Origin of the sequence: Micromonospora sp. NPDC049204 (assembly GCF_040647935.1) — a bacterium.
Classification (GTDB): domain Bacteria; phylum Actinomycetota; class Actinomycetes; order Mycobacteriales; family Micromonosporaceae; genus Micromonospora.
In genome coordinates, this window is record NZ_JBEZDC010000001.1 from 416,118 (window position 1) to 429,622 (window position 13,505).

Here is a 13,505-nt window from a genome sequence, read left to right on the forward strand (position 1 = left end):
TGATCTCCTCCCGCGGGCAGTGAGCGGGATTGTGCCATCCGCGACCGACACCGCGGTTCCCTCTCCGGGTTGGCGGGAGGGTGCGCAGGCTGACGGCCTGCTCAGTCGCCGTCGGTCTGGCCCGCGCCGTTGAGGTAGGCGAGGACGGCGAGGACGCGGCGGTGGCCGCTGTCGGTGACGGCGAGGCCGAGCTTGTGGAAGATGTTGCCGATGTGCTTGTGCACGGCGTTGTCGGTGATGACGAGCCGTGCGGCGATGGTGTTGTTGTCGTGCCCCTGTGCCATCAGGGCGAGTACCTCGCGTTCACGGGGGGTGAGAACGGCGATCGGGTCGCTGCGGTTGACGAGGAGTTGGGCGATGACGTCGGTGTCCATGGCGGTGCCACCGGCGGCTACTCGGCGCAGCGCGTCGACGAACTCGTCCACCCGGCTGACGCGGTCCTTGAGGAGGTAGCCGACGCCGCCACCGGTGGTGGAGAGGAGTTCGGCGGCGTACTGCTGCTCGACGTACTGCGACAGCACCAGGACCGGCAGGCCGGGGTGCTCCCGACGGGCCTGCAACGCGGCTCGGATGCCCTCGTCGCGAAATGACGGCGGCAGCCGGACGTCGACGATGGTGACGTCGGGCCGGTGGTCCCGTACAGCGGTGAGGAAGCCGGTCGCGTCGCCCGCGATGGCGACGATGTCGAACCCCACGCTGTTGAGCAACAGTTCCAATCCGCTGGCCAGCAGCACGTTGTCTTCGGCGATCACGACCCGCACGGCAGCTCCATGGTGATCGTCGTCGGCCCGCCGGCCGGACTGTCGACGTCGACGGTGCCGTCGAGCGCGAGCACTCGGCGACGGATTCCGGCCAGGCCGGTGCCCAACTGATCGTCGGCGCCGCCAGCACCGTTGTCGGTGACAACCACCGACAACAGGTCCGCCGTACGGCGCACCCGTACGCCGGCCGTGGTCGCCCGGCTGTGTTTGGCGACGTTCGTGAGTGCCTCGGCGACGGCGAAGTAGACGACGGACTCCACCGCCGCCGGTACCGTTTCGAGGTTGTCGATGTCCAGCCGGGTCGGCACACCACAGCGAGCCGTCACCGCGGTCAGTGCGCCGGTGAGACCGCGGTCGGCGAGGATCGGCGGGTAGACGGTTCGGATCACGTCGCGGAGTTCGGTCATCGCCTCCTCGGTTCCCTCGTGCGCGTCGCGAAGAAGTCCTTCCAGGAACTGTTCGTCCCGGGGATTGTCGGACAGCGCCCGCCGGGCCACGGCCAGCCGCATCGCGATGGCCACCAGCCTCGCCTGGGTGCCGTCGTGCAGGTCGCGCTCGATGCGGCGCAGCTCCGCGCCGTGTGCGTCGAGCACGTCCGCCCGGGTACGGGTCAACACGGCGACCCGGTCGGCGAGCTGTTCGGCTGCCGAGTGCGACAGCACCACCAGGCAGAGCCGGGCGTGCGCGCGGGCGATCGGCACGAACGCCAGGTACGCCAGCGCGGCGAGCAGCAGGATCTGCAACGGACCGAGGGTGAGGGCTGTCGCCCAGTCGGTCACCGCAATGTCGACGAACAGCCGTGGTCGACTCTCCGGCGCGAACGCCCACCACAGTGGTGTGGCGACCGCCGCGGTCAGGAGGTTGCCCACGCACAGCAGCGCGAACAGGCCCAGCGCCACCTCGGTGATGACGTTCACCGGCAGCCAGAGCAGGTCGCGGGGCGTGGCCGGATCGGTCCACGCCTGGCGGCCCCTCGCACGCAGGGGCGGGCGCGACGTCAACGGCGTCCCGAGCAGTCGGCCGGCGCGGTCACGGTGCCAGTTCGCCCATCGTCGGGCGAGCCTCGGATGGCACAGCAGTGGCAGCGCGAGCAGCGTGGCGATCCCGGTGGCCAGCGATCCCAGGAGGTAGGCACCGCCCCGCCACACCTGCGCCCACCGTTGAGCCGACGTCACCGGATGCCCTTTCTGCTCGGGGTGGCGTCCCCTCGCGTTCCCGACACGGCGGCGAGTCTGCCCGGTGGCCACCGCCCGCGGCACTACAGCCAGCTGTACCTCGCATCCGGTGGTACAGGGTATCGGTATCCGACGCGGCGGACCCTAGCGTCGGACGAATGAGGTGCGACAGCAGGAACCCATCGAGACGGCGCGGCCCGCTGGCCGAGGCCACCGCGACCCGTTCGCTCCCGCCGGGCGCGATGCCGACGGCCACGACGCCACCGTGCGCCGTGCGACTGCATTCGGTGTCGAAGGTCTACGGGTCGGGGAGGAACGAGGTACGCGCCCTCGACGGGGTCACGGCCGGGTTCCCGCACGGCACGTTCACCGCGGTCATGGGTCCGTCCGGTTCCGGCAAGAGCACGTTTCTGAACTGCGCGGCCGGTCTGGACCGCCCGACGTCGGGCCGGGTCGTGCTGGGCGACACGGACCTGTCCGGTCTCTCCGAGACCGGGTTGACCGAGCTGCGCCGGGATCGGATCGGGTTCGTCTTCCAGGCGTACAACCTGCTCGGCGCGTTGACCGTGGCGGACAACGTCACGTTGCCCGTCCGGTTGGCCGAGCGACCTGTCGATCCCGAGCGACTCGCGAGTGTCCTGGCCGCGGTCGGGCTCACCCAGCAGCACGACCGACGCCCGAGTCAGCTCTCCGGTGGCCAGCAACAGCGGGTGGCGATCGCCAGAGCGCTCATCAATCGACCCGACCTGGTGTGCGCCGACGAGCCGACGGGTGCGCTGGACAGCCGTACCGGGCGGCAGATCCTGGCACTGCTCAGGAAGATCGTCGACGACCTGGGACAGACGGTGCTGATGGTGACGCACGATCCGGTCGCGGCCGCGCAGGCCGACACCGTGGTGTTCCTCGCCGACGGCCGGTTGGCCGGCGAGATGACCCGACCGTCCGTCGAGCAGATCGCCGAGCGGATGACCCACCTGGGAGAGCCGTGAGTCGCCGCGTGCTGTCGCAGCGCTCGCTGGCGCTGGCCTGGAGCACGATCAGGGGGCGCAAGGGTGGGTTCGTCGCGGCATTCGTCGCGGTGCTGTGCGGCTCGGCGGTAATCACGGCCTGCGGGATCCTGCTGGAGAGTAGCGAGCGCTCGGGCGTGCCGACCGAGCGCTACCAGGCCGCCGACCTGGTGGTGGGCGCCAGGCAGGCGCTGCCGGTGGCCGACGACGTGGATCCCCGGTTCGGCGAGCGGGCCACGCTGCCGGCCGACCGGGTCGGCGACGTCGCGCGAGTGCCGGGCGTGCGGGCGGCGATCGCCGACGTCACCGTCCCGGTCAGCCTGGTGACAGTGGACGCCGAGGTGCTCGCCGGGCCGGACGGCACACCGACGCTCGGGCATGGCTGGTCGTCGGCGGCGCTCGGCCCGTTCACCACGGGCGCCGGCCGCGCCCCGACCGGACCGGACGACGTGGTGCTGGACTCCGCGCTGGCCGAGCGGGCCGGCGTCACCGTCGGCGCGTCGGTACGACTCGCGGTCGGCTCGACCGTGTCGACGTACCGGGTGGTGGGCATCGGGGGTCTGCCTGGACGACAACTCGCCCGGCAGTCCGCGGTGTTCTTCACCGACGATCGGGCTCGGGAACTGACCGGCCAACCGGACCGGGTGGACGCGGTCGGTGTGCTGGCCGCACCGGGTGTCGATGCCGACGAGTTGGCGAGCGCCATCGAGGCGGCCGTCGCCGACGTGGTCGTCTACGCCGACCGCGACCGGAGCGAGGCCGAGTTCCTGGACATCGGCAGCACACGCTCGTTCATCAGCGAGATGTCCCTGGCGTTCGGCGGCAGTATGGTACTGGTGATCATGATCGTCGTGGCGAGCACACTCGCCCTGTCCGTTCGGCAGCGGCTACGGGAACTGGCGCTGCTGAGGGCGATCGGCGCGACCCCGAAGCAGGTGCTCGGCATGATCGGCGCCGAGACCATGGTGGTGGGCACGCTGGGGGCGGTGCTCGGGGTGATTCCCGGCATCGGACTGAGCCTCCTCCTCCGCGAAGCCTTCATCCTGGTCGGCGCGGTACCCGACGACTTCGAGCTGTCGATCAGCCCACTGCCGGTACTCGGGGCGATGGTGCTGTGCCTGGTCGGCGCTCGTCTGGGCGGCTGGATAGCCGCCCGGCGCGCGGCCCGACTCAAGCCGGTGGACGCGCTCGGCGAGGCCGCGGTGGAACCACCCACACTCGGGTGGATCCGGTTGACCGTCGGCGTGCTGCTGGTCCCCGCCGGTCTCGCCATGGCGTTCGTGCTGCCGCTGGTGCTACCCGGTGAGGGAGCCGCGGAAAGCGCGGCCTTCTCCGCGTTCCTGCTCATCTTCGCCGTTGCGCTGCTAGGGCCACGGTTGCTCGGGGGCGCCGTCACCGTGCTGGGCCCCTGGTCGAACCGCCGGCCGGGCGTCAGCGGGTTCCTCGCGACCGCGAACGCGCACGCCAACTCACGGCGGCTCGCCGCGGCGACCACTCCGCTGATCATGGGCATCACCCTGGCCGCCGGGCAGCTCTTCAGCGCAACGACCGCGAGCGCGGCCGCCCAGGATCAGGCCGCGGACGGACTGCGCGCGGACTACACGGTCACGGCCACGTCCGCCGGAGTGTCGCCCGAGGTCGCGGACGTACTCCGAGGGGTGTCCGGCGTCTCGGCGGTGACCCCGGTCGTCCGCACGCGGACGCTTGCGGTCTTCGGACCGGAGGAGAGCCCTCAGATCAGGACCTACGCGGCGCAGGGCGTCATCGGTGACCGGCTCGTCGAGACCATGGATCTCGCCGTCCTCGACGGCGATGTCGCGAATCTGCGGGGCAACACGGTGGCGTTGAGTCGGATCGCGGCGGACACCCTCGGCGCCGCGCTCGGCGACACCGTCGACCTTCGTCTCGGTGACGGCACGCCGATCAGACCCACTGTGGTGGCGCGGTACGACAGAGGGCTCGGCCTCGGTGACGTCACGCTGCCGCACGACCTCGTCCTGGAGCACACCACCGACCACCTGGACTTCGCGATGCTGGTCGCGGCGGCCTCGGGCACCGACGTCGGGGCACTCGGCGACGCGTTGCGAGCCGCCGTCCACCACCTTCCGACCGTCCAGGTGAACGACCGTGAGTCGTTCGTCGCCGCGCAGAGCGCAGCGGCGGCCGGTGAGTCGGCGACGGGTCTGATTCTCAACGCGGTCCTCCTCGGCTACCTCGCGATCGCCGTGGTGAACACCCTGGTGATGGCCACCGCCGCACGCTTTCGCGAATTCGCGCTGCTCCAACTGGTCGGCGCCACCCGTGGCCAGGTGTTCGCGATGATGCGCGGCGAGACGAGGATCATCGTGGTGGCGGCCGTCCTCATCGGAACCCTGGCCGCCGCCCCGTCGGTGGTCGGCACGAGCATCGCGCTGACCAGAACGCCGATCCCGTCGGTGCCACCGCTCGTCTATCTGGGAATCGTCGCGGTCGCCGCGCTCCTCGGCTCGGCCGCCATCATGATCTCGACTCGGCTCGCCATGCGGTCGCAGCCCGTCGTCGCGATCGGCGCTCGCGAGTGAGATCCCGCCCCGGATGAGGAATCACATCCCGGCCGCGGCGTCGTACCGGCGGCGTTGGTCGGCCATCTCCGACTCGGCAAGCGCCTCCTTGAGCGCCAACTCCGCGTACTTGGCCGGGAACATCTGCTTCACCCGGTCGGTGAACATGACCTCGGCGGTCGCCTCGACGACCTGGATGCCCGGCGGCTCTTTGGACATGTCCATGATCACGGGGCCGGCCAGCTTGACCGCCACGTCCCAGGGCCGCCCTCGCTCCGCGACCCCGCAGAGGTGGAAGCCGTAGACCGTGCGTACGTCGGCGAGCGCCGTGACCTCGGTCGGCTCGTAGCCGTAGACGCGGACCCCGCAGATCACCGCGGGCTTCTCCCCGGCGGCGACCTGCTGGGCATTGTGCCCGGCGTGGTTGTGCTGGCCCGGGTCGGCCTGTTCCAGCACGGTACGCATCCGGGCCATGATCTGCGTCTGCAGGTCCGCCGGCTTCGTCTCCGGGCCGGCCCGGTTGACCAGGACGACCGCGCCGGCCGACACCGCCAGCAGGATCACCGCCACCCACACCAGGCGGTGTCGGTACCATCCCGCGAAACTCTCTCGGGAAACCATGATTGCTTCTCACCTCGTCGCCGGTTTGTGCGTGGGCAGACCGAATCGGACGCCCCGGAGTGTCGAACGTCGACCACGTCAGCCGTCGACGGCACGGACCGGGGACACGGACGGCGGGCGCGGCTGCCTGCCCGGCAGGACGCCCGTCGTCATGGCGATGACCCGGCGATACGGCAGGCGAGCGACCGCCAAGGCGGCGCGCTGCCGGCACTGAGCTGCTCCCGTGCTGGCCGTTCTCAGCACGGTTGCCCCCGCGCTGCGGCGATATGAGCCCATTCCAACACGTCTGGATGCGCCCTGGCAACATCGACGAGCGTCAGCGTTAGTTCGGCCCGGCTGTCTTCTCGGCAGCCACCCAGCGGGTCGTTGCGTCGCCGTCGACCGGCGCTTGACCTTGTGGTTACCGCAGGGACCAGCATGGTGCCATGTTGTCCATCAGCGATTTCAGCGAGATGTGCCATCTGTCGCCGCAGACGTTGCGGTTCTACCACTCCGAGGGTCTGCTGGTCCCCGCCGCGGTGAGCGAGCAGACCGGCTACCGCTCGTACACGTTCGACCAGGTCGAACGCGCCATGCTGATCACCGTGCTGCGCGGCACCGGGATGAGTGTCAAGCTTGTCCGCCGGGCGCTCGACGAGCCGGACACTGCGGCTGCCCTGCTGGAGGCGCACAGCGGCGACGTGCAGCGCCAGCGACAGACCCAGGACGAGGCGATCCGCGACGCGCGGGAGTTCCTCTCCTCGTGGCCGGAGGTGCACCTGCGCCACGCACCCGAGATGACAGTGGTGTCGACGCTGGTTGCTGGACGGCCGGCCGGGCACGACCGGTCCGAGTGGGACGAGTCCGAGGCCGTCGCCACCGTTCAGGAGGTGGTCAAGACCGTGGAGTCGTGCGGCGCTGTCGTGGCGGGGGTGCCGTGGCGGACCCCGGCCATCGAAACCCCGGAACAGAAGCGGCAGAGCAGCAGCGGCGGGGGGCCGTGGTGGTTGGTGAAGGTGCCCGTCACGGCGGACGCGGGAGCGGTCGCGGCCCTGTCCCGCGTCGTCGAGGTACAGGCCTTCGACGCCCGGGACGAACTGTCGATCTTCATTCCGGGGAGGACCACGATGGCCAAGTACGCCACCGCGCTCTCCCGCCTGCTGACACATCCCCTCGACGGCGCCTTCCCCGACCTCTCCCGCACCCGTCACCTGCTGCACGACGACGGCGTCGAGACCAGAGTCGCGATCTGCACCCTCGACGAGACGGACGCCGGCCAGGTGACCTGACGCCGTCCACCAGTAGCGGACAACCGACACCGCCGCACCTGCTAGCTGACTGTGACCATGAGATCACCGCGAGCACACTCCTCCCCGACATGTTCCCGTCGAATTGGAGGAACAGATGCGTCTCCGATCGTTCGTCACCGCGGCACTGGCCGCGGTCCTGGCCGCCGGCGCGCTCGCCCCGGCGGCACCGGCCGCCGCGGCCACCGCCGACCGCTGGGGCTTCGCGTACGTCAAGGACCCCACCGTCGCGGTCTGGACCGTGCTCGATACCAGCCGGCAGTGGGGTAGTTGGAAGACCGCGTTCCCGGCCGCCTGGGCCACCGGCATCAAGCTCGCGCCGGGCCGGTTCCAGGTACGTTTCCCACAGGTGGGCGCCGGCGCGCGCGGCGTGCCGCACGTGACCCCGGTGAACCGGACCGGGCACTACTGCGAGGTGGTTCGCTGGTTCCAGTCCGGCGTCGACGAGATCGTCGACGTGCAGTGCCACAAGCCGGGCGGCACACGCGACGACACCCCGTTCACCGTGCTCTGGACGACCAGTTCGGGCGTGCTGCCGGCCGGCACCTCCCACGCGTACGTGCAGTGGAGCAGCGCCCTGCTGGCGCAGTCGTACAACTCCACGGGCGCGGTCAACACGGCCGGACCGGTGGGCGTCGGGCAGTACCTGGTGCGGCTGCCCGGGGTGGGGCTGGCCGGGGTGCTCGCCGGCAACGTGCAGGTCACCGCCGTGCAGCCGAACGCCGGCCCGCGCCGGTGCAAGGTCTACTCCTGGAGCGCGGTCGGCACCGGTGTGCAGGTGTACGTCTTCTGCTACGACCAGGCCGGCGCGTTCGTCAACACCGACTTCGTCCTCTCGTACCACCGTCGGCGGCCGGTGATCGGCTCCCTCGCCCCACCGTCGCACTTCGGTTACCTCGGTACCGCCGTCGGCGGTCCGACGAACGACAACTCGGTACTCGGTGTCGGCGCGAACACGGTGGCGGCGCTCGCGCCCGCCGGCCGCTACCTGGCGACCTTCCCGCAGGTCGGCCTCAAGGAGACGCACGCACAGGTGGTGGCGCAGGGCACCGGCAGTAACTACTGCCACCTCACCCAACCCTGGCCCTACACCACGAACGCCGACGTCGACGTGATCTGCTTCGACAACGCCGGCGTGGTCACCCCGCACCGTTTCCTGGCCACCTTCACCTCCCGGCTCTGACGCCGAGCCGGACCGGCGGTGGCCGTACCCAGGTCACCGCCGGGCGCGGCGGTGACCAACGGGTCGTCCCGGCGCGGGCGGCGACGGGTCAGCGCACCCGGGTCCAGCACTAGCGGGCGGTGGCGCGAGCGGCAGTGTCGATGAGGTCGGCTACCGGGCCGGGTTGCGAGACTGCCACCGCGTGGGAGGCGGCGATCTCGACTGTGGTGGACCCCGCCCGGTCGGCCAGAAAGCGTTGCAGGTCTGGGGGAATGCCCTGGTCCTGGGTGCTGATCAGAGTCCAGGAGGGAATAGTCTTCCAGGCCGCCTTGGTCACACTCTCCTCCTGGGCGCTCGCCGACGCGGGCCGTTGCGTCACCGCCATGATCTCGGCGGTGGCGCGGTCGACGTCGGCGGCGAACACCTCCGGGAACTTGTCCTGCACGAGGTACTGATCCACGGTCATTCCACCGTCGTCGGAAGGGACCGGCACCATGTTGATGCTGGTGGCGAGCTGACTTCCGGGGTATTTGGCGAGCAACCCGACCACACTTTCGCCGACGTCCGGGCTCACGCTGGCGACGTACACCAGGGCCTTGACGTTGGATGCACCATCGGCGGCCTCGGTCATGACCAGCCCGCCGTAGGAATGGGCGGCCATCACGACCGGTCCGGACAGGCTGTCCAGAAGAGCCCGGACGTAGGCGGCGTCCTTCTGCACACCGCGCAGCGGGTTGGCGACGGCGATGACCGGGTAGCCCTGACGCTTGAGGTTGGCAATCACCCCATTCCAACTCGACGAGCCGGCGAATGCCCCGTGGATCAGCACGATTGTCGGCATTCCTGCCTCCTGGGCAGGCAGGTCAGCAGCAGGGCTCATCTGGAAATCCTTTCGAGAGGCCTCGCCGACCGCTGCGTGTGGTACGCGGAACGGATGGGCGAGAACGGTCGACGGAGCATTTCCCGGCAGCGCATGCAGTCCGCAACCTCAACTCCGGGGGGTCGCAGTCTTCAGAATCCAGCACCGACGAGCCCATTGTCAGTGAGATCGACAAAACGCAGCCCATCGTCAAACGTCGGGGCGGACCGAACGTTCTATTCGCTAAGATGGTCGGGTGACGCGCGACGAACCCGATGCCCGGCCCTCTGCGGCACGACTCAGGCTTCTCCAGACGGCGACCAGGATCTTCTACGCCGAGGGCATTCACTCCGTTGGCGTCGACCGGATCATCGCCGAGGCGAAGGTAACCCGGGCCACCTTCTACCGGCACTTCCCCGGCAAGGACGACCTCATCCTGGCCTACCTGCGCGAGGTGCATCAGCTGGAGCGCGGCATGGTCGACGAGGCCCTCGCCGCCAACCGATCGCCTGTCGATCCCCTCCTGGCCATCGCCGGTTCCATCGCCCGAAACATCCAGTCCCCCGGTTTCCGTGGGTGCGCGTTCCTGAATGCCGCGGCGGAATATCCCGACCTGAACCATCCGGTGCACCAAGAACTCACGGCCCACCGGCAATGGTTCCTGGAGACCATCACCACGCTCATGGCGCAGGTCCACCAAGGAACGGCGGATCCCGCCGCACGCCATTTCGTCATGCTCCGGGACGGCGCCATGGCGGCCGGATGCCTGTCCGACCCCACGTTGGTGTCCGAGACCTTCCTGCGCGGCGTCGAGGGGCTCCTCAGAATCAACTCGGAGCGCCAGTCGGCAGAGCCGGCCCGTTAACCGCCGCACGGGTCCCGTCAGCGGCCGTACGCCTCCAGGAGGCGTAGCCACACCTCGCTGACGGTCGGGTACGCGGGCACGGCGTGCCACAGCCGCTCCAGCGGGACCTCGCCGACGATGGCGATCGTCGCGGCATGGATCAGTTCCGCGACGTCCGGACCGACGAGGGTGAGGCCGACGATCACCCGTCGGTCCTCGTCCACGACCATCCGGGCGTGCCCCTGGTAGCCGTCGGCGTGCAGCGCGGACCCGGCGACGGCGGCCAGGTCGTAGTCGACGACCCGGATCCGCAGCCCGGCGGTCTCGGCGGCGGCCGCGGTCAGCCCCACCGACGCGACCTCCGGATCGGTGAAGACGACCTGCGGCACGGCGCGCTCGTCGGCGGTGGCGACGTGCCGGCCCCACGGGCGGTCGTCTGCCGCCTCGCCGCTGGCCCGCGCCACGATGACGTCGCCCACCGCGCGAGCCTGGTACTTGCCCTGGTGGGTCAGCAGCACACGCCGGTTGACGTCCCCGGCCGCGTACAGCCATCCGTCGCCGATCAACGCTCCGGCACCGTCGACCACCCGCAGTGTGTCGTCGACCGCGAGCCAGGCGCCGGGCTCCAGGCCGACCCGGTCGAGGCCGACGTCCTGCGTGTTCGGCGTACGGCCGATCGCGACGAGGATCTCGTCGGCGTCGACGGGTGCGCCGTCGGTGAGCGTGATGCGCACCGTACCGTCGCCGTCGCGGCTGACCGACGTGGCCTCGACACTCAGACGGACCGCCACGCCGGCGTCCCGCAGGGACTGCGTGACGCGCTCGCCGACGAACGGCTCCGCCTGGGTGAGCACGCCGTCCCGGGCCAGCACCGTCACCGCCGATCCGAGGCCCGCGTACGCGGTCGCCATCTCCGCGGCCACCACACCGCCACCGATGATCGCGAGCCGGCCGGGCACCTCGCTCGCGGCGGCCGCCTCGCGGCTGGTCCACGGTGCCGCCTCGCGCAGACCGGCGATGTCCGGCACCAGTGCGCTGGTTCCGGTCGCGATGACGACCGCGTGCCGGGCGGTGAGCGAGGTGGTGGCGCCGCCCGCCCCGGTCACCTCGACGATCCGGTCGGAGCTGATCCTTCCCTGGCCCCGATACAACGCGATGCCCGCCGAGTTCAGCCAGGACACCTGGCCGTCGTCCTTCCAGTGCGCGGCGAAGGCGTCCCGGCGGCGCAACACGGCCGCCGCGTCCAACTCGCCGGTCACCGCCTCGCGCGCACCGGGCAGCTGACGCGCCGCCCGGAGCGCGGTCTGGCTGCGCAGCAACGCCTTGGTCGGCATGCAGGCCCAGTACGAGCACTCACCACCCACCAGTTCCCGCTCGACGATCGCGGCGGTCAGGCCGCCCCGCACGATCCGGTCGGCGACGTTCTCCCCCACCGGCCCCGCGCCGATGACAACGACGTCGTACGTGGCGTTCTCCACCTCAGTGTCCCTTCGCGACACGGCCGAGTCGGATGGCCGCGATGAGGAAGAAGATCGCGCCGGGGATGGCGTAGCCGATCGCGTTGGTCAGCGCCGGGTTGTCCGCGGAGGCGGCCGCGAAGAACGACCCACCGGCGACGACGGAGATGCCACCGCTGATGATCATCGGCCATTGGCCGCCCACCTTGCGGCGGGTGACGCCCACGACCAACTGGATCAGCCCGGCCACGACCGCCCAGGCGCCCCAGACGCGCAGGACCGGCGGGATGCCGGACGCGCTGGCGATACCCAGGCCCACCGCGGCGAGCAGGCTGATCGCCATGTTCGCGTACAGCAGCGTGGGCGATCCGGTGGTGCGCGACGTGCGGACATCGACGATGGCGGCGGCCACGTCGAACAGCGGGTAGAGCACGAGCAGCGCCGCGGTGAGGGGGTTGAGGTGCTTGGCGAGGGGGAACGTCACGGCAGCCCAGACGATCGCGAAGGCGAAGCGACCGAAGTACAACCGCCGCAGGGCGGCGGCCGTGGTCGAGATGCCGGGAACGGCAACGGTGGTCATGGTCATCCTCTCGGGGATTGCGGAGCGAAGGGGACGCCCAGCGGGGGTGCGGACCACCACCGGGACGAGACGGCGGTGCTACTCGATGTTCGAGAACAGCCCGGTGATCTCCACCTGAGCGCCCTGGAGGCCGCCGAAGACGATGCCGGCAGCGGGCGTCGCGACTGCGGCAGCGGCGTCTTCGTAGCTGGCGAAGTACAGGTCGAGCGTCCGGTACGCGGGGGCGGGCGTGCCGTCCTCCTTCGGCCACACCTTGGCCGACTCGGCCCGCTGAAGCTTCGGGAAGGTCTCCGCGGCCCGGCGCACGTCGGCGTAGACCTTCTCGAACTCGCCAGGGTCGGCGGGATTACCGATGACAAGCGTGATCTTGGTGGGCATGGCGGTCTCCTTCAGGCACAGCCGCACACCCGGCTGGCACCAGGTAGAACGAACGTTCTGTCCCTGAATACCGTACCGATCGCGACTCACCTCGTCAAGACCGACCGTTCTATCTCCCCGCGTGCGCGCGGGTGACACGCGCCACTACGCGTCAATAAGTGCTGGCATCGAGCGGTACGTGCCGCATCGGGCGGTTACGTGGGGAAACGGGTCATCGCGGCGATCGACCGACCAACGCCCACCCCGGTCGTGGTGACGCGTCTGGCGTCACTGCGACGACGGCGTTGACCGGTCAGCGCGCGAACGCGGAGGGCAGGCCGAGTTCGGCCCGGGCCACCTCGATGAATCGGCGCTCGGCCTCCCACAGGGCGTCGAACCGATCCGCGGGCAACGCCTCGGCGCCGCTACCCGCCCGTGCGGCCGCCAACAGCCGGGCCTGTCGCACCAGCTCCGACGAACCGCTCACCACCTCGACATCGCCGGCCACCAGCCGAAGCGCGGTCTTGGTGCTCTCCAGCCGCTCCCGGTAGCGGCTGCCCTCGTCGTCGAAGAACGGCATGAGATCACCTGGATCACGCGGGCGCGGCACCGCGGTGATGCGGGCGGCCGGGTTGAGGACGAAAGCCACGTACTCCCGGACCGCGCCGACGAAGTCGGTGTACGCGTGCAGCCGAATGTCACGCCACTGTCGATCCTGGTCGCGCCGCCACAGCCGATCCTGGGCTCGGACGGTGAGCCACCCACCGATCAGGACCGCCAGCATCGTCGTCATCGCGGTGACACCCGCCTGGATCAGACTCACCGGCACCACCGTTCGTGTTGATCGGTAACTCAC

General features: G+C 70.4%; 13 protein-coding genes. 5 read left to right on the top strand and 8 right to left on the bottom strand.

Annotated elements, in window-relative coordinates:
* Positions 1-101: 101 nt before the first annotated feature.
* Both AB0A90_RS01940 and AB0A90_RS01945 read right to left on the bottom strand, forming a co-directional pair.
* Positions 102-761: a response regulator transcription factor gene (locus tag AB0A90_RS01940; protein WP_357240064.1), complete on the bottom strand. Its 660-nt coding sequence runs from the start codon at positions 759-761 to the stop codon at positions 102-104.
* Positions 749-1,936, bottom strand: a complete 1,188-nt coding sequence (locus AB0A90_RS01945; RefSeq protein WP_357240067.1) for a histidine kinase — start codon at positions 1,934-1,936, stop codon at positions 749-751. The genes AB0A90_RS01940 and AB0A90_RS01945 overlap by 13 nt, the downstream gene beginning before the upstream one ends.
* A gap of 242 nt (positions 1,937-2,178) precedes the next feature.
* On the opposite strand from AB0A90_RS01945, the gene AB0A90_RS01950 reads away from it, so the two are divergent.
* Together AB0A90_RS01950 and AB0A90_RS01955 are read left to right on the top strand one after the other, a co-directional pair.
* The gene (locus AB0A90_RS01950) at positions 2,179-2,925 is read left to right on the top strand and encodes an ABC transporter ATP-binding protein (RefSeq protein WP_357240069.1); all 747 of its coding nucleotides are present in this window, start codon (positions 2,179-2,181) and stop codon (positions 2,923-2,925) included.
* Positions 2,922-5,504 carry an FtsX-like permease family protein gene (locus AB0A90_RS01955; protein ID WP_357240072.1) on the top strand — a complete coding sequence of 861 codons (2,583 nt, stop codon included), beginning with the start codon at positions 2,922-2,924 and terminating at the stop codon, positions 5,502-5,504. Before AB0A90_RS01950 ends, AB0A90_RS01955 begins: the two co-directional genes overlap by 4 nt.
* A 21-nt stretch (positions 5,505-5,525) precedes the next feature.
* Here the strand turns inward: AB0A90_RS01955 and AB0A90_RS01960 are convergent, their stop codons facing one another.
* The gene (locus AB0A90_RS01960) at positions 5,526-6,104 is read right to left on the bottom strand and encodes a hypothetical protein (protein ID WP_357240075.1); all 579 of its coding nucleotides are present in this window, start codon (positions 6,102-6,104) and stop codon (positions 5,526-5,528) included.
* Positions 6,105-6,529: 425 nt separating this feature from the next.
* Here AB0A90_RS01960 and AB0A90_RS01965 point away from each other — a divergent pair, with 425 nt between their 5' ends.
* Together AB0A90_RS01965 and AB0A90_RS01970 are read left to right on the top strand one after the other, a co-directional pair.
* Complete coding sequence (locus AB0A90_RS01965; RefSeq protein ID WP_357240078.1) at positions 6,530-7,372, top strand: MerR family transcriptional regulator; 843 nt, start codon at positions 6,530-6,532, stop codon at positions 7,370-7,372.
* Positions 7,373-7,487: 115 nt separating this feature from the next.
* The gene (locus AB0A90_RS01970) at positions 7,488-8,573 is read left to right on the top strand and encodes a hypothetical protein (RefSeq protein WP_357240080.1); all 1,086 of its coding nucleotides are present in this window, start codon (positions 7,488-7,490) and stop codon (positions 8,571-8,573) included.
* A gap of 109 nt (positions 8,574-8,682) precedes the next feature.
* Here the strand turns inward: AB0A90_RS01970 and AB0A90_RS01975 are convergent, their stop codons facing one another.
* A complete protein-coding gene (locus AB0A90_RS01975; RefSeq protein ID WP_357240083.1) occupies positions 8,683-9,432 on the bottom strand; it encodes an alpha/beta hydrolase in 750 nt (249 codons plus the stop codon).
* 235 nt (positions 9,433-9,667) lie between these two features.
* On the opposite strand from AB0A90_RS01975, the gene AB0A90_RS01980 reads away from it, so the two are divergent.
* On the top strand, positions 9,668-10,276 hold the full coding sequence (locus AB0A90_RS01980) for a TetR/AcrR family transcriptional regulator (protein WP_357240086.1): 609 nt from the start codon (positions 9,668-9,670) through the stop codon (positions 10,274-10,276).
* 17 nt (positions 10,277-10,293) lie between these two features.
* Here AB0A90_RS01980 and AB0A90_RS01985 read toward each other — a convergent pair whose 3' ends face one another.
* The 4 genes from AB0A90_RS01985 to AB0A90_RS02000 all read right to left on the bottom strand — a co-directional run bounded on the left by AB0A90_RS01985 (position 10,294) and on the right by AB0A90_RS02000 (position 13,472).
* Entirely contained in the window at positions 10,294-11,733 is a 1,440-nt protein-coding gene (locus tag AB0A90_RS01985; RefSeq protein ID WP_357240089.1) for an NAD(P)/FAD-dependent oxidoreductase, read from the bottom strand.
* Between the two features lies 1 nt (position 11,734).
* A complete protein-coding gene (locus AB0A90_RS01990; protein ID WP_357240092.1) occupies positions 11,735-12,292 on the bottom strand; it encodes a hypothetical protein in 558 nt (185 codons plus the stop codon).
* 78 nt (positions 12,293-12,370) lie between these two features.
* On the bottom strand, positions 12,371-12,670 hold the full coding sequence (locus tag AB0A90_RS01995) for a hypothetical protein (protein WP_357240095.1): 300 nt from the start codon (positions 12,668-12,670) through the stop codon (positions 12,371-12,373).
* A 292-nt stretch (positions 12,671-12,962) separates the two neighbouring features.
* The gene (locus AB0A90_RS02000) at positions 12,963-13,472 is read right to left on the bottom strand and encodes a hypothetical protein (protein ID WP_357240098.1); all 510 of its coding nucleotides are present in this window, start codon (positions 13,470-13,472) and stop codon (positions 12,963-12,965) included.
* Between the last annotated feature and the right edge of the window lie 33 nt (positions 13,473-13,505).

Coding starts and splice junctions, on each gene's coding strand:
- AB0A90_RS01970 (WP_357240080.1), top strand. CDS start 7,488: ATGCGTCTCCGATCGTTCGTCACCGCGGCACTGGCCGCGGTCCTGGCC.
- AB0A90_RS01990 (WP_357240092.1), bottom strand. CDS start 12,292: ATGACCACCGTTGCCGTTCCCGGCATCTCGACCACGGCCGCCGCCCTG.
- AB0A90_RS01965 (WP_357240078.1), top strand. CDS start 6,530: ATGTTGTCCATCAGCGATTTCAGCGAGATGTGCCATCTGTCGCCGCAG.
- AB0A90_RS01975 (WP_357240083.1), bottom strand. CDS start 9,432: ATGAGCCCTGCTGCTGACCTGCCTGCCCAGGAGGCAGGAATGCCGACA.
- AB0A90_RS01995 (WP_357240095.1), bottom strand. CDS start 12,670: ATGCCCACCAAGATCACGCTTGTCATCGGTAATCCCGCCGACCCTGGC.
- AB0A90_RS01960 (WP_357240075.1), bottom strand. CDS start 6,104: ATGGTTTCCCGAGAGAGTTTCGCGGGATGGTACCGACACCGCCTGGTG.
- AB0A90_RS01950 (WP_357240069.1), top strand. CDS start 2,179: ATGCCGACGGCCACGACGCCACCGTGCGCCGTGCGACTGCATTCGGTG.